At 71.6% G+C, this 21,060-nt stretch carries 27 protein-coding genes and 1 pseudogene; 16 read left to right on the top strand and 12 right to left on the bottom strand.

Features of this window, described 5'->3' with window-relative positions:
- Positions 1–13: 13 nt before the first annotated feature.
- From ACWEPX_RS10495 to ACWEPX_RS10470, 6 genes and pseudogenes are all read right to left on the bottom strand, one after another.
- A complete protein-coding gene (locus ACWEPX_RS10495) occupies positions 14–292 on the bottom strand; it encodes a hypothetical protein (RefSeq protein ID WP_030472504.1) in 279 nt (92 codons plus the stop codon).
- 180 nt (positions 293–472) lie between these two features.
- A complete protein-coding gene (locus ACWEPX_RS10490; protein WP_451896892.1) occupies positions 473–598 on the bottom strand; it encodes a hypothetical protein in 126 nt (41 codons plus the stop codon).
- Between the two features lie 22 nt (positions 599–620).
- Positions 621–1,259 (bottom strand): annotated as a pseudogene (locus ACWEPX_RS10485) (M48 family metallopeptidase); the annotation flags it as partial.
- Positions 1,256–2,137, bottom strand: a complete 882-nt coding sequence (gene dprA / locus ACWEPX_RS10480; protein ID WP_451896836.1) for a DNA-processing protein DprA — start codon at positions 2,135–2,137, stop codon at positions 1,256–1,258. The pseudogene ACWEPX_RS10485 and the gene dprA, both read right to left, overlap by 4 nt.
- A gap of 70 nt (positions 2,138–2,207) precedes the next feature.
- Positions 2,208–3,008 (bottom strand): hypothetical protein, encoded by an 801-nt coding sequence (locus tag ACWEPX_RS10475; protein WP_451896835.1) that lies wholly within the window; start codon positions 3,006–3,008, stop codon positions 2,208–2,210.
- A 42-nt stretch (positions 3,009–3,050) separates the two neighbouring features.
- On the bottom strand, positions 3,051–3,521 hold the full coding sequence (locus tag ACWEPX_RS10470) for a hypothetical protein (protein ID WP_451896834.1): 471 nt from the start codon (positions 3,519–3,521) through the stop codon (positions 3,051–3,053).
- A 324-nt stretch (positions 3,522–3,845) separates the two neighbouring features.
- Between ACWEPX_RS10470 and ACWEPX_RS10465 the strand changes: the two genes are divergently transcribed.
- The 4 genes from ACWEPX_RS10465 (at position 3,846) to ACWEPX_RS10450 (ending at position 6,424) form a co-directional block, all read left to right on the top strand.
- Entirely contained in the window at positions 3,846–4,952 is a 1,107-nt protein-coding gene (locus ACWEPX_RS10465) for a competence protein CoiA (protein WP_451896833.1), read from the top strand.
- A gap of 63 nt (positions 4,953–5,015) precedes the next feature.
- Positions 5,016–5,162, top strand: a complete 147-nt coding sequence (locus ACWEPX_RS10460) for a hypothetical protein (protein WP_451896832.1) — start codon at positions 5,016–5,018, stop codon at positions 5,160–5,162.
- A 63-nt stretch (positions 5,163–5,225) separates the two neighbouring features.
- Positions 5,226–5,816 (top strand): hypothetical protein, encoded by a 591-nt coding sequence (locus ACWEPX_RS10455; RefSeq protein ID WP_451896831.1) that lies wholly within the window; start codon positions 5,226–5,228, stop codon positions 5,814–5,816.
- Positions 5,817–6,058: 242 nt separating this feature from the next.
- Positions 6,059–6,424, top strand: coding sequence for an STAS domain-containing protein (locus tag ACWEPX_RS10450; RefSeq protein WP_451896830.1), 366 nt, complete (start codon positions 6,059–6,061; stop codon positions 6,422–6,424).
- Here ACWEPX_RS10450 and ACWEPX_RS10445 read toward each other — a convergent pair.
- A complete protein-coding gene (locus tag ACWEPX_RS10445; RefSeq protein ID WP_451896829.1) occupies positions 6,421–6,951 on the bottom strand; it encodes a hypothetical protein in 531 nt (176 codons plus the stop codon). The genes ACWEPX_RS10450 and ACWEPX_RS10445 overlap by 4 nt on opposite strands.
- A gap of 279 nt (positions 6,952–7,230) precedes the next feature.
- On the opposite strand from ACWEPX_RS10445, the gene ACWEPX_RS10440 reads away from it, so the two are divergent.
- Together ACWEPX_RS10440 and ACWEPX_RS10435 are read left to right on the top strand one after the other, a co-directional pair.
- On the top strand, positions 7,231–7,467 hold the full coding sequence (locus tag ACWEPX_RS10440) for a CHC2 zinc finger domain-containing protein (protein ID WP_451896828.1): 237 nt from the start codon (positions 7,231–7,233) through the stop codon (positions 7,465–7,467).
- Positions 7,468–7,526: 59 nt separating this feature from the next.
- Entirely contained in the window at positions 7,527–7,760 is a 234-nt protein-coding gene (locus ACWEPX_RS10435; RefSeq protein ID WP_451896827.1) for a hypothetical protein, read from the top strand.
- Positions 7,761–7,809: 49 nt separating this feature from the next.
- Here the strand turns inward: ACWEPX_RS10435 and ACWEPX_RS10430 are convergent, their stop codons facing one another.
- Positions 7,810–8,721, bottom strand: a complete 912-nt coding sequence (locus ACWEPX_RS10430; RefSeq protein ID WP_451896826.1) for a phosphotransferase family protein — start codon at positions 8,719–8,721, stop codon at positions 7,810–7,812.
- Between the two features lie 6 nt (positions 8,722–8,727).
- Positions 8,728–10,218 (bottom strand): helix-turn-helix domain-containing protein, encoded by a 1,491-nt coding sequence (locus tag ACWEPX_RS10425; protein WP_451896825.1) that lies wholly within the window; start codon positions 10,216–10,218, stop codon positions 8,728–8,730.
- Between the two features lie 156 nt (positions 10,219–10,374).
- On the opposite strand from ACWEPX_RS10425, the gene ACWEPX_RS10420 reads away from it, so the two are divergent.
- The 10 genes from ACWEPX_RS10420 (at position 10,375) to fxlM (ending at position 18,685) form a co-directional block, all read left to right on the top strand.
- The gene (locus ACWEPX_RS10420; protein WP_451896824.1) at positions 10,375–10,680 is read left to right on the top strand and encodes a hypothetical protein; all 306 of its coding nucleotides are present in this window, start codon (positions 10,375–10,377) and stop codon (positions 10,678–10,680) included.
- The gene (locus tag ACWEPX_RS10415; RefSeq protein ID WP_451896823.1) at positions 10,677–11,021 is read left to right on the top strand and encodes a hypothetical protein; all 345 of its coding nucleotides are present in this window, start codon (positions 10,677–10,679) and stop codon (positions 11,019–11,021) included. The genes ACWEPX_RS10420 and ACWEPX_RS10415 overlap by 4 nt, the downstream gene beginning before the upstream one ends.
- 18 nt (positions 11,022–11,039) lie before the next feature.
- Complete coding sequence (locus ACWEPX_RS10410; protein WP_451896822.1) at positions 11,040–11,384, top strand: hypothetical protein; 345 nt, start codon at positions 11,040–11,042, stop codon at positions 11,382–11,384.
- The gene (locus ACWEPX_RS10405) at positions 11,381–11,578 is read left to right on the top strand and encodes a hypothetical protein (RefSeq protein WP_451896821.1); all 198 of its coding nucleotides are present in this window, start codon (positions 11,381–11,383) and stop codon (positions 11,576–11,578) included. Before ACWEPX_RS10410 ends, ACWEPX_RS10405 begins: the two co-directional genes overlap by 4 nt.
- A 21-nt stretch (positions 11,579–11,599) precedes the next feature.
- Positions 11,600–11,830 (top strand): hypothetical protein, encoded by a 231-nt coding sequence (locus ACWEPX_RS10400; RefSeq protein WP_451896820.1) that lies wholly within the window; start codon positions 11,600–11,602, stop codon positions 11,828–11,830.
- Positions 11,831–11,874: 44 nt separating this feature from the next.
- Positions 11,875–12,339 carry a hypothetical protein gene (locus tag ACWEPX_RS10395; protein WP_451896819.1) on the top strand — a complete coding sequence of 155 codons (465 nt, stop codon included), beginning with the start codon at positions 11,875–11,877 and terminating at the stop codon, positions 12,337–12,339.
- Positions 12,332–12,670: a hypothetical protein gene (locus tag ACWEPX_RS10390; protein WP_451896818.1), complete on the top strand. Its 339-nt coding sequence runs from the start codon at positions 12,332–12,334 to the stop codon at positions 12,668–12,670. Before ACWEPX_RS10395 ends, ACWEPX_RS10390 begins: the two co-directional genes overlap by 8 nt.
- 201 nt (positions 12,671–12,871) lie before the next feature.
- Positions 12,872–13,057, top strand: a complete 186-nt coding sequence (locus tag ACWEPX_RS10385; protein WP_451896817.1) for an FxLD family lanthipeptide — start codon at positions 12,872–12,874, stop codon at positions 13,055–13,057.
- Between the two features lie 100 nt (positions 13,058–13,157).
- Positions 13,158–16,211 (top strand): lantibiotic dehydratase, encoded by a 3,054-nt coding sequence (locus ACWEPX_RS10380; protein WP_451896816.1) that lies wholly within the window; start codon positions 13,158–13,160, stop codon positions 16,209–16,211.
- Positions 16,208–18,685, top strand: a complete 2,478-nt coding sequence (fxlM, locus tag ACWEPX_RS10375; RefSeq protein WP_451896815.1) for a methyltransferase, FxLD system — start codon at positions 16,208–16,210, stop codon at positions 18,683–18,685. The genes ACWEPX_RS10380 and fxlM overlap by 4 nt, the downstream gene beginning before the upstream one ends.
- 144 nt (positions 18,686–18,829) lie before the next feature.
- On the opposite strand, the gene ACWEPX_RS10370 is transcribed toward fxlM, so the two are convergent.
- The 3 genes from ACWEPX_RS10370 to ACWEPX_RS10360 all read right to left on the bottom strand — a co-directional run bounded on the left by ACWEPX_RS10370 (position 18,830) and on the right by ACWEPX_RS10360 (position 20,683).
- Positions 18,830–19,333 (bottom strand): hypothetical protein, encoded by a 504-nt coding sequence (locus ACWEPX_RS10370; RefSeq protein ID WP_451896814.1) that lies wholly within the window; start codon positions 19,331–19,333, stop codon positions 18,830–18,832.
- A gap of 115 nt (positions 19,334–19,448) precedes the next feature.
- Complete coding sequence (locus ACWEPX_RS10365) at positions 19,449–20,075, bottom strand: hypothetical protein (RefSeq protein ID WP_451896813.1); 627 nt, start codon at positions 20,073–20,075, stop codon at positions 19,449–19,451.
- Positions 20,076–20,131: 56 nt separating this feature from the next.
- Positions 20,132–20,683 carry a hypothetical protein gene (locus ACWEPX_RS10360; RefSeq protein ID WP_451896812.1) on the bottom strand — a complete coding sequence of 184 codons (552 nt, stop codon included), beginning with the start codon at positions 20,681–20,683 and terminating at the stop codon, positions 20,132–20,134.
- Between the last annotated feature and the right edge of the window lie 377 nt (positions 20,684–21,060).

Here is a 21,060-nt window from a genome sequence, read left to right as displayed (position 1 = left end):
TTCGCTGCGGCACTTAGGATTCGTCGCTGTCGTCGCCTTCGAGCAGTTTGTACACGTTGCTGCGCTGCATGCCGACTTCCTTGGAAATCCGCAAACGGGGCACCCCGGCAGCATCCGCGGCGAGCACAGCCTTGCGGCGCTTCTTGCGGGCCTCTCGCTGCTTTGCGAGCAGCCCGTTGATCTTCTCTTCAAGCTCGGCCTGCTGAGTGCGGGCGGCTTCCAGTTCCTTCTTGATCCCCTCGACCTCGGCCCGGCTGGCCCGAAGCTGAAGGACTTCCTCGGGGTCGCTCATCAGGGAGCCTCTCTCGCGTGGCGTCGTTGTGTCGTACGCGACGACACGGCGTGGTCTGGGTATGTCTATCACACATGTCTATCATTCCGTTTGTGAGGACATAGCGAGGGCGACGTCGGGTGAGGCTGACGTCGCCCTCGCCGAGGTTTGAGCCTGGGCTGGAAGGTAGGGAGCGATCGGCTAGCAGCCGGCGCGCTCCTGGTGGTCCCCGAGCCAGGCGTGCCTGCCGACCTCCGCAAGCTCGGCCTTGCGGTGCTGCCAGTCGGGCATCCACAGGTACATCTGCCGTTTCCAGGGCGCGGCCATGAGCTGCTCCGTTGGGCTGGGTGGCGTGGGCCTGTTCGTGGACGAGCACATACTCGATCAACCGGAGCGGCAGGCCGAACACGGCCCAGTGCAGCGTCGTCGTGTGCTTCGACGGTCCCTCGTAGATGCCCCATCGGCGCCGGCCGAGGTCGCGAACTGCGTAGCTCAGGCCGGTGATGTGGCCGTCCAGTTCGTACTGGCGTCCCTCGCGGCGCAACCAGGCGAGCCCGACCTGCTGGTACAGCCCGATCACTGCCCGGCGGACCAGCTCTGTCCGCTGTCTCCGCACGGACAGGATGCCGTCGGACGTGATCAGAGGTAGCTGTGCGGTGCCCGCGGGCGCGGCGTCGACGAGCTGGAGTCGGTAGCGCCGGCCGAGCAGGTCGAACTCCTCGCCGTCGACGAACTGCTTGACCGCGTGATTCGGGGCCAACCGCGTGGCGCTCTCGACCTTCTCGGTGATCCATCGACGATGGCTGCCGACAAACCGCGCAACCTGCTCCGGGGCGGCCGTCGGTGGGATCAGCACGGCGACACCTCCTCCCGGATTGACCTGGAGGCCGGTCTTGCGCCGTCGTGGACGGATGGCCACCTCGACCTGCCACTCGGGCGGCAGGTCGAGGGCGGCCAGGGCGGCCCGGAAGGCGTCCGGGCCGGTCATCGCACTCCCTCCTGGTAGTTGATGTGCTCGGCCGAGCTGGCCGCCGTGGCCGCGCCGGTGCGCAGCAACTCGTTCACGCCCTTCGACGTCACGGAGTGGATCGAGCCCGGCACGCCGTAGACCCGGCGGCCGAGTTCTCCAGCGGCACGGGCGACGGCGAGGGCACCGCTGCGCTGTCCTGCCTCGACGATGACGGTTGCCGCGGCGAGAGCCGCCAGCAGGCGGCACCGTGCGTGGAACCGGATGCGGGCCGGTGGTGTGCCGATCGGGTACTCGCTGACCAGCAATCCGCCCTGCTCGATCACGGTCTGGTAGAGCCGAGCGTGCTGGTGCGGACGGGTCAGGTCGACACCGTTGGCGAGCACAACGATCGTCCGACCGTCAGCAGCCAGCGCGCTGCGGTGCGCCTCCTCGTCCACGCCGAGGCCGCCGCCGCTGACGACGGTCACTCCGGCGCGGGCGAACTCGTAGCCTAGGTCCGCGGCGACCGTGTTTCCGTACACCGAGGACGCACGTGAGCCCGTGACCGTGACTGCTGGCCTGGTGAGCTCGGCCAACGAGCCGCTGCCGCGCACCCAGAGCGCGAGCGGTACGCCGTGGCTGGCCGCCAGGCTGGTCAGCCGGCCGAATGGCCAGTCGTCGTCTTCGGGTGTGAGCAGACGCGCCGTGTCGCCGTCGAGGGCCCGTAGGTCGTTATCGATCTCGGCCTCGGGCCGGGTGATCTCGCTGAGGACGGCGGCGGGGGCGGTGCCGTGCCGGATGCGCGCGACGGCGTCGACCGGCCCGTGGACGGCGACATACTGGTGGATGGCGGGTGCTGGTGGTTCGGCTGCGCGCAGCAGGAACAGCCTGGCGTGCAGTTCATCGCGTGAAGGCATGGTCACACTCCTGGATGTGTTGGGATTGATGAGTCGGGGAGGTTCCGAGCCTTGACCGGCGCTGGTCTGGTTAGGGCTCGGTGCGGTCGTGCAGTGGGATCGGCAGGCGGTGACCGATCAGCTCGCGCCAGCGGGAATCGCCGGTGTGGATGTGAGCACCGGAGGCCATGAACCACTTGCCGGGCGGGGCATCGGCCGGGCGCGCAACGAAGCGGCCGTACTGGAACAGCAGGTAGACGCCCGGCGCGTCGTCCGAGGGTTCGGAGATCCGGGCGAAGGCGGGCAGGCTCCGGTCCTCCCCGACGCCGAGGATGGTCACGTAGCGGACGCGGGAGGACAGACCGTTGTTCGGGCAGTGGATCGGGCCGGTCAGGATTTCCGCGCGCAGTCCCTTGCGGATGACCGGGACCTCGATGACGCTGTCCCCGAGTTCGGGGATCTGGTCGAGTTCCGTGATGCCCCAGGGTGTTTCGGTGTACGCCGCGAGAAGCCGGTAGGCCGGGACTTTGTCGGCGCCATGGCGCACAGTGGCTTTGGCCTCGGCGGGTAGCCGGCTCAGCACCGTCTCGCGCAGGCGCTGAGTCCAGGCGTGCGCCTCGCTGGTGCGCCAGCCGATCGTGCCGCTGGTCTGGTACTCGTAGCACTCCAGCAGGCACAGCACCGCGATCGGATGCAGCGCGCGGTCGGTCACCGTCGCGGTGTAGTCCGGCGGCTCACCGTCCTCCTGCTCGGTGTCGCGGTGAGGTTGGTGCTGCTGGAGCAGCATCTGGCCGACCGGGGTGAGATCGTCGAAGACGCCGATCAGGCCGAATTGCAGGCCAGCGTTGACGAGTCCGTCGATGTGCGCAGGGTGCAGGTCGAACCGAGACATGGCGATATCCCTTCAAAGAGAACAGAAATTTCGGTGAGGGGTTCAGGCCGCGTTGCTGCGGCACTGGCCCTCGACGAGGGCTTGCTGCACGACGGCGACGGCCGTGTCGACGCGGCGTTCCAACCGGGCCAGTGCCTCGTCGGTGTGGTCGGTCCAGGCGTCGGCGAAGCTGTCGAGCTCCTTGTCCTGCGCCTGGGCGGGAGCGACCGTGTAGAACTCCTCCTGGGTCGGGTAGATCCCGTCGGAGCGCCTGCGGAGCCACAGCCGGCGGTGGGTATCGCGATCGCCATCGCGGGCCGGTGCCCCGGCGATCTCCTCGTTCTTCGTCAGCGGGATGTCGACGAGCCGGCTGACTTCGGTCAGCGCGGTGTGGACGGTGCGGTGTCCGCCGAGCAGGACGCTGTCCACGGATCGGGCAGCGTTGGCCGGCGCGTAGTAGAGCCGGCGGACGCGGTAGATGGCCCACGGCATCGTCTTCATGCGGTTGACGGCGAGGGTGATGGGCTCGGGCACCTGGTCACGGCGCAGTCGGGTGATCAGTGACTTGCCGGGCCCGAACAGGCCGGATCGAGGGTTGAGCGCCAGATTATGTGGCGGATTTACAAGTGTTCGGTGTTCGCGTCGGTGACCTTACTTCACTTCGACCCGGCCGACGCTTCCGGCGCGGACGCTGTCGGTACCGGTGGCTAAGGTGCGGGTCATGGTCCAAGCCGCTGTGCTCGTGTTGGCCAGGCCCGAGCGGGCGGTGGCCGGGCACGGCCACAGTGTTGGACTGGCTGGGGCAGACCAGGGACCTGGCGTGCGACAAACGTTCCGGAACAAACTGAAGGGCCCGAGATGCTGGTCGCGCATGACTCGACCGGAACACGCGTCGAAGCCTCCCGGCGTATGGTGCCAGCCAAGTACTTCTGCCCTTCGTGCGGGTCGCCGGTGATCGCGAAGCCGGGCCGCGTGAAGGTCGCCCACTTCGCGCATGTCGTGAGGTCGGATTGTCCGTCGGCCGGTGAAAGTGTCGAGCACTTGTATGCCAAGAAGGTCTTGGCGGAGGGGTTCCGGGCGGTCGGCTACGAGGTCGCTCTGGAGGAGCCACATCCGCGGGAGCGGCGGGTGGATGTTGCAGTCACGCTTCCGCACCCATTGCGACCGCTGCGCTATGCGGTAGAGGTGCAGAACTCCGCGATCGACCCGCGTGAGATGTTTCGGCGCCTTCTCGCTGATCTCGAATCCGGGTTCTGGTACACGGCATGGGTGTTTACCGGCGCTCGCGCCGCTCGGCTGCTGGCAGCAGATGTTGGTGCGGACGTGCGAGTACCGGCCGACGTGCTTTCCGAGGAACATATCTTGACGTTTCCGGAAGGCGTGAAATCCCGGCGGCAGTTGACCGATCTCATAGGTATGGAAGCGGGCGGCTGGCTTGGAGATCGACTCGCATCGGGTTCCTACGGTTGCATTGGAGGGCTCTATGGTGTCAAGTGCCTGGACGCCGACGGCCTCTTGTGGTTGGTACAGCTCGACAAGGTCGCTCGGCGTGAGCGTGCCACAGGCGGGCGCGGAACACCACTTCAGTCAACTCGACGAATTAGCCGCAAACGACCAATGTCGTTTGACATGTTCGGTCCCGTGTGGGGGCCAGGTGACGAGCAGCGACTTGCCCTCGCCGCGGCTCTCGCTGAATCATTTATCGACGACTTAGCCCCCATTGACCTCGACATAATTCATCAGCTTGCGGCGCGGGTGCTCAAGACACCGCGCACCGCCGCATTGGACGAGTGGGTCCGTAGAACCCTCGAAAGCATCTTCGGCTATCCGCTGCGCCCAGGGCTTACCGAGGGCGGCGTCAGGCGCATGGGCCGGATTTTCGTCGAATCACATGAACAGCCAACGAGAGTTCCACCATGTGGCTGGCCGGCAGCTCCGGGATCTTGCAGGACGACCTGCGGGTGAAAGTCGCGGATCTCGCCGGGCAGACCCCGGACCTATCCACCCAACCCGGTCGCCTCCGCGGTCTTGACCACAGTGGGCCATCAGCCGCGGTACTGGTTCGGCACGATTGCCATCGTCGGCGCCGAGGACGCCGGCGGCTTCACCGCCTCCCTTACCGCGGACCAACTGGACATCATCACCAAGGCACACCAGCTGGCCACGTCGTCTTGACCCAGCCGCCATACCGCTGACTCGACCCGTTCCACGACGACACGACACGGCAAACTGATCGCCATGAGCGTTCCCGACCACTCCCGCAACCACACCGTCCGGCCCGGTCACGCACTGCACGACGCGGTCGACCTGGCCGGCTGGGAACACCAGAGCATCTGGGGCTGGGACGAGGGCACCGGCAGCTTCTACGCCCAGCTCTGGCGCAACGGCTCCGCCTCCGACGCGCCGGAGATCTGGCTGACCGGCGCCCGCAAGCCCTACCCCTGGCCCGGCTGCATCGCCCTGGAGATCGTCGAACACACCGGCGCCGACGCGCTGGCGGTCGTCCAGGCGATGGGCATCGCGCACCCGCAGCCGACGCTGCGCACGGACGACGAGATCGATCAGCGGGCCGACGAGCTGCACAAGCTCCGCGACGACGGCGACTACGTCGGCGGCCAGATCCACGCCCTGGCCTGGACCCAAGGACTGGCCGAGTTCACCCCCGGCACCCGCACCGAGTGGGGCAAGGACCGTCGCCCGACGGCCGAGCAGGCCGACGCCGAACACCACATGATCACCGGCCGCGTCTATCTCGGCGGCGACAAGTTCCACGGCCGCGACTTCTTCAGCGGCGCCGACGAAGCACTGTGGTGGGTACTGGGCCGGTGACCAGACCCCGACCCCGCCCGAACATCAGGGGTTCGGCCGCTTCCCCGCAGTCTCGATTCGCTGGTCGGCGAGTCGCTTGTCGGCTACCTGCTGCGGCTTGCCTACCGGCTCGATCTCTCACGTCGGCGGGGTAACACGGGTCGAATTGCCGACGACAGTAGGATTGCCACGCTTGTGCGTTCTCGTGACCTGGGCCTTCGCTCCCGACGGTCCGGGGGCTCCGCGGCGAAGGGAACGGGAACATGAGCACGATGGACCCACCTGCGGCAGTGGCGCCCGTGCCCGTGCCCGATCGTGATCTGGATGCCAGCGCGTTGACGGTGCGTGCAGCGGGCGACTTGGCCGATGCCGCGAGCGCCGAGACGCTGATCGCGCCGGTGCTGGACACGCCGGTTGAGCTGGCGGTGGTTGTGGATCTGTCGGCGGTGACCTACTTGACGATGGAAGCGGTCGTGCCGCTGGCGAAGCTGGCGCGCCGTTGTGCTGCCGAGGGGCAGGTGCTGCGGATAGTGGCCTCCCCGGCGGTCCGACGGAAGGTGGAGACGATGGGCATGTCCACGATCATTCCGATGGAACCGTCGCACACGACGACCCAGGGCGGCGACTAGCGGCAGGCGCCGGAACCGTCGGCGCAGGCGATCAGGGCCGGCCAACTGGCCACGTGCTGCTCGATCTCGTCGAGCTGGCCGGCCAGGTCAGTCAGCCCGGTGGTGTCCAGCGGGAACGTCCGCGGAGGCGGTGCGGCGTGCTCGGGGCAGGCCGGGCCGGGATCGCGACCGGCGAGGTCTACGTGGATCTCGAAGTCCCGCAGGAAGCCGTCCGCGTTGCTGGAGTGGGCGCAGACGAGCACCGTGGCCGGGTGGATGCCGTCCGGGTCGGACGCGCCCTTCGGCGCGAAGTCGGTCAGCGTGTCGGGGAACTCGAACCACAGCTGCGACAGCACGCCGTCCGGCGGCTGCTCGACCCACCCCCGGTCCAGCAGCATCGACCGCAGCGCCGCGACCGGGTTCGCTCCGTCCGCCGGCGCGCTGGCTTCCCGCGGTCGCGGTGTCACGACGCGCTCGGGCGCCGCCAGAGGGGCGCGCTGTGTCTGGATGGTTCGCCGTTGCTTCTTCAGCCTGCTTGCCTTGCCCATCGCGCCACGATGGCCGCTGCCCGGCCACGCTGGTGGATCGACACGCCACGATCACTCGCCTGGGTGACGTCGCCCTGCCTGCCTGGTTCGCGCAGGTCACGGCTGGTGTCGATGCGCGGTGGTCCGGCGTGGGGGTACGGTGCTGGGTGAAGCCGGTCGGTCCGCGGACGCGGCCGGAAGTCGTGCGCCGGGGAACGTGCCCGATGGAATCGGGACCCCCGGCGTCGCGCTCCCCGACGAGCGTCGCCGCTTGTCGGTCTCGGCGACTACCGTGCCGTCATGGCCCGCACCATGCTGTCCACGCCCGAACCTCCAGGCGGCCAGGGCATCGCCGAACTCGTCGGCCGGCACACGGCGCTGCACCCCAGCGGGCCAGGCCGACTCCGCGGCACCTGCCCGTTCTGCGGCTCCAGGGCGTTCGTCGTGCGCCCCGTGCACGGCACCTTCCACTGCTTCCGGTGCGGGGAGGGCGGCGACGGCCCCGCCTTCACCACCAAGATCGGCGCGACCGGCTGACCTGCCGAGCCGTCGCCGGGCTCGCCGTGGCATCCCGAGCGCGGCCTATCCTCACCGGCGTGGAGCCACCGGAGCGCGAGCACGACCCGGCGCTGAACGAGTTCGGCACCGCGATGGACCGGACGCGGGCGGCGTTCGCCGAGACGGCCACCGCGCTCCGCCGGCTGGAGGAGACCTGGGACCGGGGGCTGCGGGACACCCTGGAGCGGCTGGACGAGCTTCAGCAGGGCGTTGAGGAGGCGCTGCGGCTGACCCGCGTCCTCGCCCACCGCCGCACGGTCCGGCCGCGGTGACCTCGGCCGCGTCGGCGGTCCCCACTCGCGTCCGGCGCGGGGACGTGGTTCAGGGGATGGCGTGCCAGCGGGCGGACCGGTCGCCGGTGCGCAGCGACCGGATGCGGTGATGTAGTTCGGCGGCGGCGGCCGGTTTGCTGGGGGCCAGGCGGATGTAGGCGCCGAGGGCGTGCAGTTCGGTGATGTCGCGCAGCAGGGTCCAGCCGGGCCAGCCGAGGATGTCGTAGCCGTAGGCGGTCAGGAACCGCCGCCGGTCGGCTTCGGGTTCGTGGAAGTGGTCGGGGATGCCGGTGAGCAGGTCCAGCTCCCGCGGGCCGAGGCAGGCCCCGTCCCAGTCGATGAGCAGCCAGTGCCCGTCGGGGTCGCGGACCAGGTTCTCGCTGTGCGCGTCGGCGTGGACGAGCCCTTCTCCGAGCGGGAACGCGGTCGTGGTGAAGGCGTCGACGAGACCGTGGGCGCGGTCGAGCAGCCAGCCGCGGTCGTCCGCGTCGACGGCCGGGTGCGGGCGGTGCTGGTCGAGGTCCACGGCCTCGAACAGCCGCTGCAACGGCTGGTAGCGGGGCACCGGGAACGGCGGGGCGGGCAGCGCGTGCAGGTGCCGCAGCGGCACCGCCAGATCCTCCAGCGACGGCGCCGGGGTGGTGGGCCGGAGGGGCCAAAACGTGGCCACCGCCCCGGCGGCGAGGACCGGCTGCTCGCCGGGCGCGGGGGCCAGCGCGATCGGCTCGGGCTGGGTGGCCAGCCAGCGGGTGACCTCGATGCAGGTCTGGGCGCGGCGGCGGCGCAGCGGGGTGTCCGGGGCCAGCCGGACGACGAGATTGTCCTGGGGCAGCAGGTAGACGGCGTTGGACCGCTGGTGCAGCAGGCGGGCGCTAGTGGGGTCGGCGCCGACGATCCGGCAGACCTCCCGCAGCGTGGGCAGGCCGGGCAGACCGGAGTCCTGGGGGTCGGGCAGGGCCATCGGCGGTTACGCCGCCGTGCCGGCCAGTGTCTTGCGGATGTGTTCGCGCAGGTCGGCGACCTCGGGCTGGCCGGCGTGCGGGGCGGCCACGGTGTCCAGCACGCGCAGCCGGGCGTAGCCGCGGGTGGAGGACAGTCCGGTGATCGCGTCCACCGCGTCGTAGCCGGTGGCCACGGCGGCGTCGAGGGCACCGGCCTGGAACTGCACCGAGGCCAGCGGGGGCAGGATCACCGCGCGGCTGCGCTCGTACTCCGCGCCGTACCCGCTGGCCGCCGTGGTGAGCTTGTCGATCGCCTCCGGGGCGAACTCCGGGCGGTGCAGGGACAGCAGGTACAGCGAGTGGCCCTGCTGGGCGGTGATCTCGGCGTCGTTGACGAACCACGCCCACGGCGGGGTGGTGGCCGGGTCGGCGGCGGCGTAGGTGTCCTGGGCGTTGCCGATGGCGCGGCGGGTGGGGTCCGGTTCGCCGAGCGCGGCCCGGCACCACCCGAGTACGGCGGAGATGTAGCCGGAGGTGATTGTGGAGACCGGGTGGCGGCGGTTGGCGGCGGTGGCCGAGGCGAGCTGCACCAGGTGCAGCGCCTCACCGGCCCGGTCGGCGTGCTTGATGGGGTCGAGTCCGTGCAGGTGCAGGGCTTGGTGGGCCATGTCCAGCAGCACGTCCACGGCGAGGTCGGGGGCGCGGGGGTGGTCGTCGGCGCGGCGGGCGGTGTCCAGGGCGTAGGTCCACAGGCGGCGGGCGGCGTCGTGGTCGTCGACGTCGTAGGCCATCCACCCGGCCATGCTGGCCAGCTCGGCGACCGCGACCAGCAGCCGGGTGCGGACCTGCGGGGTGCACACGGCGTCCTCCAGCCGGCGGACCTGGTGCAGTTGCGTGATCGCCGCCGCACGGCACAGGCCGCCGCCGTGGGCGAAATCCGAGCGGCGGAACCCGTCGGTGATCGCCTCGATCGCGTCGACATCGGCCGCGCCGATGCGCGGCCGGGTCACCGGCTCGACCTGATCCGGCAGCAGCGAGCCCAGCCGGGCCAGCTCGGGATGCAGGCTCGATCCCAACGTGGCGGCCGTGACCAGGGCGAGAAAGTCCCTGCGCTCCAACCAACTCACCTCCTCCTGTGCCGCCACGCTACCGCCGGTCTCGGCGGGGAAGCCGAGCAATCTCGGTGGGATGCGCAGGAGGGTGGCCAGCCGGGCGGCCAGCTTGACGTGGGTCAGCCGCCGCTCGCCCCGCTCGACGGCCGAGATCCGCGACTGGGACAGATCCAGCAGGTCGGCGAGCTGGAGCTGGGACAGCCCGGTGTGAGCCCGGACCGCGGCGAACACCGCGCCGAAGTCGTAGCGGGCCAGCGCGGCACGCAGGTCCGCGTCGTCGTAGAACCCGTCCGGGATCGGCTTGCGGAACCCGGCGGCCCGCGCGCACGAGCCGCACATCGCGTCGGTGACAGTGGCCAGCGCGGTGCCGCAGAACCGACAGCGTTGTCGTCCCGGACCAGTCATGGCTCGCCTTCCGATGCCGAACGGTGTTCGCGCAGGTTCACAGCGTAGACCCCCGCTGGTACCAGCCAGTCGTGTCGAGCCGGTGAAGTCAAGCCCCAATGGGGCTAGCACCGCTGGGGATCGGCAAGGCCGGTGCGGACCAGGACGGTGGACGACATGGCCACGCCGATATCCATGACCGAGCAGGACGCGATTCCCGCTGCTCCCCGCCCCAACGGCGTGGGCGGGGCGGACGGGGCGACGGCGGCGGCCGACGCGAGCCCCCGGTGGCCCGACGCGGACCCCCGACCCGGGTCGGGCCACTGGGTACCCACCTCCGTGGCGCCGGACGCGCGCCCGGCGCTGACCTTCCCCACCGGCGGCCACCGCTGCCGCCAGTACCGGCTGGTGTGCGGGTTTTACGAGTGCGTGCACGGCCACGTCCGCCGGATCGGTGCCCGTGCTGGGGCAGGTGCGCGGTGAGCGCCCTGGACCCGGCCCTGGTCCGCGGCGTTCTTGCGCGGGTCGCGCGAGGACATATCGTGGCCGTGGACGGGGTGTTGCGGCACCGCAGCGACGTGCTGCCGCCGCACGCGCTGTCCCTGCTCCAGGCCCTGCACCAGCACGGCTATCTCACCCTCCAGCCCGCCTCGGTCGACTCGGCTGGCCCGCGGGTCGCGGCGCTGAGCGTCGCCGGGACGCAGTTGCTGGACTGGTCGATCCGCCAGCCGAACACGCCGTGCCCGCTGGCCCTGCTGAGCGGCCAGGACAGCGGCGCCCCGGCGGGGACGGTGGCCGAGCCGCCCCGTGCCCGGCAGGCGTGATCGGCGGTGCGGTCACTGATGCAGGACAGGACAACGGCGCAGCCCACGGGGCCAGCGAGCTGGTGGTGGGGCACCAACCGGCCCGGCGGCACCTTCTACGCCGGACGCGCTCATGTCGTGGACCCCGCCTGGCCGACGGCCGGGTTGTGTGGCCTGCCGGTGGACGACGTGTGGGAGCGGCGCCCGCCGACGCCCGAGCACCTGTGCCCGGACTGCTGCGTGCTGGCGATGGCCGCCTCCTACCCGCCGTGTCCACCCGCCCCCGCGCCGCCGCTGCCCAGGAGGACAACCAGCCCGGACCGGCTGGTTCCGGCCGAGCAGACCGCCGTCATACCCGTGATCGGCGAGGACGACGACCCATGAACCCACCCGCAGACCAGGCGCCCACCGTGGTGCTGGCCGCCGCCCGCGACCCCGACGACCCGACCGACGAGTTGACCGCGGTACCCGACGACGCGACCGGCGAACGCGCCGCCGCCGTGAACGCCTTGCGCAACCCTCGCCGGATCGACCCGGCGCTGCTGCAACGCGTGCTCAACGGGCTTCGGCGGCTGTGACCAGGAACGGAGAACGTGCAGGTGCCCGAGGACGACCCTCGTCGCGCGATCCACGCCACCTCGACCAGCGCGCTGCGGGCGGTCGCCGTCGCGCTGGCGGTCGTGCTGCTGCTGGCCGCCGCCCTGGCGATCCTCGACGCGCTGTCCCCGCCCGGTTCACCCGGTGCCGTCACCGGCCCGCACACCCAGCGGCCGGTCCGGCACCTCGTCCTGATCGATTCCTCTCCCGCCCAAGGAAGAAACCGGCATTGACCCCACCATCCCAGCCTGCTCGGCCGAGGACGCTGCTGGACCGCATGGGACGCCTCTGGCAGTGGAACCCGGCCCTGTCGCGGCGTCCCGGTGATCCGCCGGGCGTGTTCTGCCATCGCGGGCACCGGCGCACCGAACGAGAGTTGGAGAACGAGGCCGAGCCGATCATCGAGGTCCGTGACCCGCGCGTGTTGGCCGTGGCCCTCGAACCGGTGCCCGCCAGCCAGATCCGCCTCCACGACCTCGTGGTGCTGCCCGGTCGCGGGGAACTGTCCCCGGTGATCGGCGTGTGGCCGTGCACCGACCGGTACGCGCGCCTGCTGTACGTGTGCACCGACAACGGCGACTGGGCACACCGGCGGGCGGACAGCCCGCTGCTGCGCGCGAACATCCGCACCCCAGGACGTCCCCCTCTCCTGGCCGCCGCCCAGTCGGCCACGGCCCCGAGAACCCGTCCGCACGCCCCGCACTACCACCGACCGCAGGACGAGGAGCCCCGTGATGGATGAGATCCTGGCCGCCACCTTCCGCCGCGCGGTGCATGACCGCCTGGACAAGCTGGCCGCCGACGGCGACCTGCGGTCCCGCGCCGCGCTGGCCAGCACCGAGATCGCCCGGCTGACCTCAGCGTGGCGCAGCCTGCTGGACGCCCACCACCCCAACGAGCACCGCCGCTGTCCGCAGTGCTCGGGATGGCTTCGGCGCCGCGCCCACCCCTGCACGGTCTGGACCATCGCCCACCAGCACCTCATGGCCGCTGACGGTCTTCCCGCAGCCGAGAACGGCAGGCACGCGCGGGCCGCCGACCGGCTGGCCGTCGCGCCGCTGGGGGCCTCCTGAGCCGGGGAACGCGCCCACGGCCCTCGACGTGGCGCGTTTCCCCGGCATCCGCCCATACCCGAGCACCACGAACTCACCCCCGTGCAGCCGGCGATCGTGCCCGGCGCAACGAAGCTCCTGGCCGCCGAAAGCCTTGCTCCACACGGGCTTCGGTGACCAGGTTGAGAGGGAACACCCGTCCACCAAAGAGAAGAGAGGCACATGTCCGCACCAACCATCGTCGAGACCCCGGTCGAGACGACGACCGCCGTCGAGGACCCGTTCGCCCTCGACGTGCAGATCATCACCGACGTTCCGCCCGGCCATCCGCTCATGGGCTGCAAGGGCAACACCGACGACGGCTGCGACCCCACCTGCGCGTCCGCGTGCGTCACCGGCGGCGTCTGACCTTCCCCGCCCGACCGTGAAGCGCCGGGGCCGGAGACGACGTTCTCCGGCCCCGGCGCCTGCCCACCCGCTCGCTCTCGACGGCCTGGAGGACTGCTGGATGCGTGCCCGCGACCGGAAACCGCTCTACCGACACGTCGACGTCGCGCTGCTGCGCGCCGCCGCCGCACCGCTGACCGACACCTGGCACCACTGGCCCGACCTGACCGACCTCGACGGGTGCCGACGCTGGCTGGAGCAGATGTGGTCCCGACCCGATCTCGCCGACGCCGTACGCCAAGCCAGCCCGTCCCTGGGCGAAGGCGTGGACGCCATCCGCGCCGGACACACCGTGAGCCACAAGCAGATCCGCAGCGCCACCCTGTCCACCGCGCGGTACCTACTGCGCAGCATCGGCCGCCCCACCCCGTTCGGCTTGTTCGCCGGTGTGGCCCCTGCGGTCCTGACCAGGACGGCGGAGGCGACCTGGGGTGAGGACCATCGGGGCGTGGCCCGCGCCAACACCGGATGGCTGGCCGACATCATCACGCGCCTGGAACGCTGCCCCGACCTGCTGGAACGGCTGCACGTGGTGGTCACCGACCTCGCCGTGCGCCGCGGCGGGCGACTCGAAGTGCCGCAAGGACCGAACCGGGTGACCATCCGCTACACCCGCGCGGTCGCGGCCGTGGCCGACCTGGCGGTGACCCCGGTCCGGTTCGGGGCGTTGATCGACATGCTGGCCGAGGACTTCACCACCGAGCGGTCGCGGGTCCGGGACATGCTCACCGAACTCGTGCGACAGGGCTACCTGCTGACCAGCCTGCGCGCCCCGTTCACCGTCACCGACCCGTTCGCGCACCTGATAGACCGGCTGCGTGAGGTCGACGCGGCCTCCATCACCGACATCGCGGCGCTGATCGGCGACCTCGACGCCATCCTGGCCGAGCTGCGCCGCCACAATCACGAGGCGACCCCGCGGGCCGAGCAGAGCCGTATCCGCGCCACGCTCACCCGCCGGATGCGGGAGTTGTCCCCGGAGGGCCGCACCCCGCTGGCGGTGGACCTGCTGCTGGACTGCGCGGTGGCGCTGCCCATCCAGGTCGCCCAGGAGATGGAGCGGGCCGCCAGCGCCCTGCTGCGCCTGACCCGGCAGCCGACCGGCGAAGCCGTCTGGCGCGACTACCACGCGGCTTTCCTCGACAGGTACGGCACGGGCACGTTGGTGCCGCTGGCCGACGTCCTCGACCCGGACGCCGGCCTGGGGTATCCGGCGGGGTACCGCGGCAGCGTGCTGCGCGCCCCGGCATCGGAGACGTCCGAGCGGGACGAGCGGCTGCTGGCGCTGGCCTGGCAGGCGATGGCCGACGGTAGCCGCGAGATCGTCCTCACCGACGAGATGATCGGCCAGTTGACCGGCGAGGGTTTCGACGACCGGTACATCCCGCCGCACGTGGAGCTGTCCGCCCGCATCCACGCGGCTACCACGCAGGCACTGGAGCGCGGCGACTTCCTGCTCACCGTCGCGCCCGCCCGCTCGGCCGGCACCCTCACCAGCCGGTTCACCCCGACGGCCACCGGTACCGGCCTGGCGCAGGCGTACCGGGCGCTGCCCGCGGCCACCGACGGGGCACTGCGGGTGCAGATGTCGTTCGGTCCGCTGTACCCGCACGCGGAGAACGTCTGCCGCGTCCCGGCCTACCTCGACCACCTCCTCCCGCTGGGCGAACACCGCCAGCCCGAGCTCGGCGACGAGCGCCTGCTCACGATGGACGACCTGGCCATCACCGCGACCGGTGACCGGCTGCACCTGGTCAGCCTCTCGCACCGGCAGGTCGTGGAGCCGCAGGTGTTCCACGCGCTCGCGCTGGACAAACAGCCCCCGCCGCTGGCCCGGTTCCTGGCGCACCTGCCCAGGGCGTTCTCCGCCGCCTGGTACCAGTTCGACTGGGGACCGCACCTGCGGCTCCCGTTCCTGCCGCGCGTGCGCTACCGCCGCACCGTGCTGTCCCCGGCCCAGTGGCGGCTGGCCCCCGACGACCTCCCACCCGGTGGGGCCGGTCCCGACCAGTGGCGGCAGGTGCTCGACCGGTGGCGGCGCCGCTGGGGCTGCCCCAGGGTGGTCGAACTCCGCGACGCCGACCGCACGCTGCGCCTGACCCTCGACGAGCCGACCCACACCACCCTCCTGCACGCCCACCTCACCCGGCACGGCCAGGCGATCCTGTACGCGGCCACCCCGGCCACCGACTACGGCTGGATCGGCGGCCACGCCCACGAGATCGCGCTGCCCCTGGTCACCACCCGGCCGGCGGCACCCAACCCGCTGCGCGGCCCTCTACCGGCGGTGACCAACACCCACGGGCACCTGCCCGCCACCCTGGAGGCCGCGTGGATCTCGGCGAAGCTGTTCACCCACCCCGAACGGATCGGCGAGATCATCACCGCCCACCTGTCCAGCCTGCTGACCTCGCTCGATGAGCCCACGTGCTGGTGGCTGCGCTACCGCAGCCCGCAGGAAACAGACCACCTGCGCCTACGGCTGCGCACCACACCCGGCCGCTACGCTGAGTGCTCGACAGCGGTCGGGGAGTGGACAGCACGGATGCGGCAAGAGGGACTGGTCGGGCGGCTGGTGTTCGACACCTACTCCCCGGAAGTCGGCCGCTATGGAGACGGCGAGGTGCTTGCGGCCGCGGAGAACGTCTTCGTCGCCGACTCGACCACCGTGGCCGCGCTGCTGCGGCACCTGCCCGCGGCGGAGCCGGATCTCGCGCTGGTCGTGGCGAACCTGGTGGGCATCGTCGGCGGCATCGTCGGCGACACCGACGAGGCGATGGACTGGCTGGCCACCCGGCCGGCCTCGGCCGCCACCGTCGACCGGACGGTGGCCGAACGAGCGATCCGGCTCGCCACCGAACCGGCCGCGGTGCGGTCGCTGCCCGGCTGGAACGCCGACATCGAGCAGGCGTGGGACCACCGCGCCGAGGCGCTGGCCGGCTACCGCAAGGCGCTGCCGCCGGAGGCGAACACCGACGTGGTGCTGGAGTCGCTGCTGCACCTGCACCACAACCGGCTGATCGGCATCGACCGGGATAGCGAGCGCGCCTGCCGCCGCCTGGCCCGTCACGCCGCGCTCGCCTGGCGACACCGTCCCGGCGGAGCGGCCCGGTGACGATCTACACCGACCCATACACGCCGCCGCCCGAGCGCGATCCCGAGCCCGGCTGGGGCCAGTCACTGGCGAACGGGGCCGCCGGGCTGGCGCTGCTGCACATCGCCTACGCCCACGCCGGGATCGGGGACTGGGCCACCGCCCACCAGTGGGTCAAGGCCATGACCCGCAGCCCCGTTGCCGCCGACCGGGACGCCAGTCTGTTCCGGGGCGCCCCGGCGGTCGCCTACGTGCTGCGCACCGCCGGCCTGCCCGCCTACCACGGCGTGCTGCGCGACCTCGACGCGCACATCGCGGCGATCACCCGCACCCGCCTGGACCGCGCGCACGCACGGATCGACCGCGGCGACCTGCCCGCGCTGGCCGAGTTCGACCTGATCAACGGGCTGACCGGGCTCGGCGTGTACCTGCTGCACGCCGCGCAGACCGACCCGCACCATCCCGACCATGCCGTGCTGCACGACGTGCTGACCTACCTGGTCCGGCTGACCGGCGAGATCACCGTGGACGGTGTTCGGCTGCCCGGCTGGTGGACCGCGGACGGGCCGTCCGGCCGACGCGATCCGCGCTGGCCCGGCGGCCACGCCAACCTGGGCATGGCGCACGGCATCGCCGGGCCGCTGGCGCTGCTGTCCGTCGCGATGATCAGCGGCATCACCGTGCCCGGGCAGGCTGAGGCGATCGAGCTCACCGACTGGTGGCTCAGCTCCTGGCGCTGCGGCCCGGAAACCAGACCGTGGTGGCCCGGCATGATCTCCGCCCGCGAATGGGCCAACGCCGCCGTCGCGGCGCCGGGGCCGCAACGGCCGTCCTGGTGCTACGGCACCCCCGGCCTGGCCCGCGCCCTGCACCTGGCCGCCCAGGCCCTCGACGCCCCCACCAGGGCGGCTGAGGTCAGGGCCGCGCTGGTCGCGTGCATCACCGACGACGCCCAGCTCGACCAGCTCGGCGACGACACGCTCTGCCACGGCTGGGCCGGGCTGGTGCACACCGCCCGCCGGATGCTCGCCGACACCGAACCCGGCAGCGACGCCGCCGAGGCCCTGGCCCGGCTGGAACACCGCTGGCACAACCGCCGCGTGCACGCGGCCCGGAAACTGTCGGACGCCTGCGGGATGCTGGAAGGCGGCGCCGGAGTCGCGCTCACCGACCTGTCCGCGGGCACCGGCTGGGACGCCTGCCTGCTCACCGCCCCGCCCACGGGCGCGCACCTCAGCTCGCTCGACTCGGAAACACCACACGGAAGGAACCGAATGACCAGCTCCACCGACGCCGCCACCAGTACCCGCCCCGAGGACCTGCGCGAGCAGATGATCAGCCACATCCGCACCGCCGGTCACCTGCGCTCCGAGCGCATCGAGCAGGCGTTCCGGGCCGTGCCCCGGCACCGGTTCGTGCCCGCGGCCTCGGTCGAGGAGGCGTACGCCAACAAGGCGATCACCATCAAGCCCGGCGAGGACCGGCCGGCCAGCTGCATCTCTGTGCCGACCGTGGTGGCGATGATGCTCGGCCAGCTCGACCCGCAGCCCGGCGACCGTGTGCTGGAGATCGGCGCCGGAACCGGCTACAACGCCGCCCTGCTGGCCGAACTCGTCGGGGACACCGGCAGCGTCACCACCGTCGACATCCACCCCGACGTCACCGACCACGCCCGCGCCACCCTGGCCGAGACCGGCTACGACCGGGTCCGGGTGGTCACCGGCGACGGCGCCCTTGGCGACCTGGACCACGCCCCCTACGACAAGATCATCGTCACGGTCGGGCCGTGGGACCTGCCCCCGGCCTGGTTCGACCAGCTCGCCCCCGGCGGCACCCTGGTGGTCCCGCTGCACTGGCGCGGCCAGGCCCGCAGCGTCGCCTTCGTCCGCCACGACACGCACCTGCGGGCGGAGAACAGCCAGCTCTGCGGGTTCATCCCCATGATCGGCATCGTGCCGACCGGCGAGCAGACCGCCACCATCACCGAGCACGTCGCGCTGCACTGGGACACCGACCAGAACATCGACCCGGCCGCCCTGGCCGAGGTGTTCACCGGACCCGAGACCACCGTGTGGTCCGGCGCCTCCGTGGTCGCCAACGAGCCCTTCGACCACATCTGGCTGTGGCTGACCGCCACCGAACCCGGCACCTGCCGCCTCGACGCCGAAGACGAGGCCATCGAGGCCGGTGTGTGCCGCCCCGCGTTCTCCTACCGCACGCCTGCGATCGTCGAGAACGGCTCCCTGGCCTACCTCACCAAGCCCCGCCCGGTGGACGGTCCCGACGGCGAACGCCGCTACGAACTCGGCGCCACCGGCCACGGCCCCGCCGCCGCCCAGCTCGCGGAGCGGCTGGTCGAGCAGGTCCGCCGTTTCGACCGCGACCGCGCCGCCCAGCCCGTCATCACCGCCTACCCCGCCGGAACGGCCGACGAGGACCTGCCCACGGGTGTGGTCGTCGACAAGCACCACGTCCGCATGGTGATCATGCCCTGACGACGCTCGGCGGTACTGGGTTTGGCGAGTGCCCCTGAGTGGACCCCCGCTCTCCTGGGTCCGCTCAGGGGCGCCGTCATCCTGGCAGCGTCCGGCGCGTGAGGCCGTTCTGCTCGGGCCGGCTCGGGCGATGCTGGTGTGATGTCAGGGTTTCCGCGCGGCGCGGGCGCGTCGTCGCTCGGCGGCGTCGCGGTCCCACTGGTCCCGCTGCGCCTTCAGCGTGGGCAGCCGCTCCTGCGCACCCCAGGTGGCTCGGGCCGCGATCGTCTCCACCAGGCCCTCGTGCTCGATGACCCCGGCACTCAGGTCGGACACGACGCGGGAGATGCTCGCTGCCTGCACGACCGGCACCCACTGCGACAGCAGTTGCATCACCTGGGGCAAGGTGTCGATCTTCAGGAACGGCGACCCGATCTGCTCACCCCACACCGACAGAAGGTACTGCGGGTGGCCGGTTCCGTCTCGACGCTGGTAGACGGTGATCTCGACACCGACGTCCTCACCCGAGCCCAGACACAGGAACGACTCCCAGCCCCGCGCTTCCAGCATCTGCTCCATGTCCCCGCCGTCGTCGTCGGCAGGCAGAATCGCGCAGGGTTCCCACGTCCCGTCGGCGCTGAGCTGCAAGTCCTGACCGTCATCGGCCATCGTCTGGTTCCTCCACGTTGTTCGTTCCCTTGCGGGCTTCGGTATCCGGACACATCATCCTGGCCGTTGTGTGCCCGAGGGTGGTCCGAACGGGCGGCGGGGCCGGTGTAAGTAGTCAGCGTTTCCTGCGCGGCACCAGGATGTCGAGCAGCCGTTGGCCCACGGCGATGCCGATGCCGGTGGCCACCCCGGCGAGCAACCCGACCGCCATGCTCGCCTCGCCTTGGCCCGGACCCGCCGCTGGGGCGGTCAAGGCCGGGGTGTCCGGTGGTTCGTGCTCGTCCTGTGCGGCGGCATCGTCGGTGGGCGTGCCGGTCGGGCGGGTGAGGCGATGCACGTGGTGGGCGAGGTCGGCCAGCCGGGTGGCGACGGGCTGGCCCTCCCAGACCAGCAGTTCGACGCGGCCCAGCCCGGCGAGTTCGGCGAAGCGGCCATCCGCGCTGCCGACGAGGAAGATCCGGCCGCCTTCGGCGTGGACGTGCCGGGCGTGCGCCAGCAGCGCCACCTCAGCGGCGTCAGCGCCGGGCGGCACGCGCAGCGGTGCGATGCGCAACTCGGCCAGCAGCGACGCCAGCGGGTCGGCGTCCTCGCCGGTGGGCAGGGCGTAGGCGGCGACGGCGTGGTGGATCTCGCCGGCGGCGGCGAGCAGCGTCTCCAGCCGCGCCCGCAGCGGCCGTGGCCGCAGCCGCACGGTGCCGAGGTTTTCCAGATCCAGCAGCAGGACGCGATCGTCGGCGTTCACGACGCCTCCGCTAGGGGGAGCAGGTCGGGGCTGTGTATGGTCGTCGTCCCGCCGGGCTACGAGCCGTAGGGCTGGTAAGGCAGCACGCGCGGTTCGCGCGACGGAGCGACGAGATTGTCGCCCGGCCAGAACGGGCCTTCCGCAGCGAACCGGCGGACGTGGCCGGTCAGCTCGTCCAGGTGCTGCTGCCGCTCGACGGGGCCTGCCTGCGAGCGGGAGCCGTCCGGGTGGTGCAGCTCGTGCACGGTGTTCGGGCCGCCGCCCACCAGCACGACCGCGACCTGCGGCAGGCCCAGCGGCATCGCGTCGCAGCCCTGGTGGCGGGCGATCTGCACCACGGCGTGGACGACTCGCTCCCAGTCGGCGACCTGCGACCACAACTGTCCGCCGCCCAGCTCGAAGGTCAGCGTCGACAACGGCACCACCTCGCCCGGCACGCGGCCGGGGAACTCGGTCAGGCACCGGTACATCCGGCCGCCGTCCGGCTGCGGCACCGCCGGGTGCAGCAGCGTCAGGGCGTGCACGATCGTCGCGTTGATCGGCGTCGGGTGCTGCGGAGACTGGTAAGGCTCGTGCAGGGCGAGCAGGTACACGTCCTGGACCGTCACGGGTTCCCTTCTCCTTGGCGTCGGTGTCGGCTGCGCCCACCCGGCGGGCAGACTGGACGAGCTGTCCATCGCCCATCCTGTCGCATCCCGGATGCGACCGATCACCAAGGGTGAGTTCGGCGGCGTCTCGGCAACAGCACATTCGCTTGGCCGCCACGCCCGGACCAACCGCCGAACAGCCGATGCCCCGCCGAGGTTGTCACCAGGTCGGAACGGGCCCTGTGCGGCGACGACATGACCGTGTCCGGCGGGTTCGTCACGTTTATCGCCGATGTGGTCTCGGCGGAGCCGGAGCCGTGCGGCTGTGCCAGCGCGTCGACCCGTGTTCGGGCCACCGCCAACCAGGGGCGGCGGCCAGTGGCCCAGGTCCATCGGCA

The organism is Actinokineospora sp. NPDC004072, assembly GCF_053604195.1.
This window is presented reverse-complemented; position numbering and strand designations above follow the sequence as displayed.

What these genes read in the sequence shown, in the direction of transcription:
- ACWEPX_RS10475 (WP_451896835.1), bottom strand. Translation starts at nt 3,008, where the DNA reads ATGTCTCGGTTCGACCTGCACCCTGCGCACATCGACGGACTCGTCAAC.
- ACWEPX_RS10425 (WP_451896825.1), bottom strand. Translation starts at nt 10,218, where the DNA reads ATGACTGGTCCGGGACGACAACGCTGTCGGTTCTGCGGCACCGCGCTG.
- ACWEPX_RS10455 (WP_451896831.1), top strand. Translation starts at nt 5,226, where the DNA reads ATGAGCGTTCCCGACCACTCCCGCAACCACACCGTCCGGCCCGGTCAC.
- ACWEPX_RS10410 (WP_451896822.1), top strand. Translation starts at nt 11,040, where the DNA reads ATGCAGGACAGGACAACGGCGCAGCCCACGGGGCCAGCGAGCTGGTGG.
- ACWEPX_RS10385 (WP_451896817.1), top strand. Translation starts at nt 12,872, where the DNA reads ATGTCCGCACCAACCATCGTCGAGACCCCGGTCGAGACGACGACCGCC.
- ACWEPX_RS10490 (WP_451896892.1), bottom strand. Translation starts at nt 598, where the DNA reads ATGGCCGCGCCCTGGAAACGGCAGATGTACCTGTGGATGCCCGACTGG.
- ACWEPX_RS10370 (WP_451896814.1), bottom strand. Translation starts at nt 19,333, where the DNA reads ATGGCCGATGACGGTCAGGACTTGCAGCTCAGCGCCGACGGGACGTGG.
- ACWEPX_RS10420 (WP_451896824.1), top strand. Translation starts at nt 10,375, where the DNA reads ATGGCCACGCCGATATCCATGACCGAGCAGGACGCGATTCCCGCTGCT.
- ACWEPX_RS10430 (WP_451896826.1), bottom strand. Translation starts at nt 8,721, where the DNA reads ATGGCCCTGCCCGACCCCCAGGACTCCGGTCTGCCCGGCCTGCCCACG.
- ACWEPX_RS10390 (WP_451896818.1), top strand. Translation starts at nt 12,332, where the DNA reads ATGGATGAGATCCTGGCCGCCACCTTCCGCCGCGCGGTGCATGACCGC.
- ACWEPX_RS10380 (WP_451896816.1), top strand. Translation starts at nt 13,158, where the DNA reads ATGCGTGCCCGCGACCGGAAACCGCTCTACCGACACGTCGACGTCGCG.
- ACWEPX_RS10445 (WP_451896829.1), bottom strand. Translation starts at nt 6,951, where the DNA reads ATGGGCAAGGCAAGCAGGCTGAAGAAGCAACGGCGAACCATCCAGACA.
- ACWEPX_RS10465 (WP_451896833.1), top strand. Translation starts at nt 3,846, where the DNA reads ATGCTGGTCGCGCATGACTCGACCGGAACACGCGTCGAAGCCTCCCGG.
- ACWEPX_RS10405 (WP_451896821.1), top strand. Translation starts at nt 11,381, where the DNA reads ATGAACCCACCCGCAGACCAGGCGCCCACCGTGGTGCTGGCCGCCGCC.
- ACWEPX_RS10440 (WP_451896828.1), top strand. Translation starts at nt 7,231, where the DNA reads ATGGCCCGCACCATGCTGTCCACGCCCGAACCTCCAGGCGGCCAGGGC.
- ACWEPX_RS10450 (WP_451896830.1), top strand. Translation starts at nt 6,059, where the DNA reads ATGAGCACGATGGACCCACCTGCGGCAGTGGCGCCCGTGCCCGTGCCC.
- ACWEPX_RS10495 (WP_030472504.1), bottom strand. Translation starts at nt 292, where the DNA reads ATGAGCGACCCCGAGGAAGTCCTTCAGCTTCGGGCCAGCCGGGCCGAG.
- dprA (WP_451896836.1), bottom strand. Translation starts at nt 2,137, where the DNA reads ATGCCTTCACGCGATGAACTGCACGCCAGGCTGTTCCTGCTGCGCGCA.
- ACWEPX_RS10395 (WP_451896819.1), top strand. Translation starts at nt 11,875, where the DNA reads ATGGGACGCCTCTGGCAGTGGAACCCGGCCCTGTCGCGGCGTCCCGGT.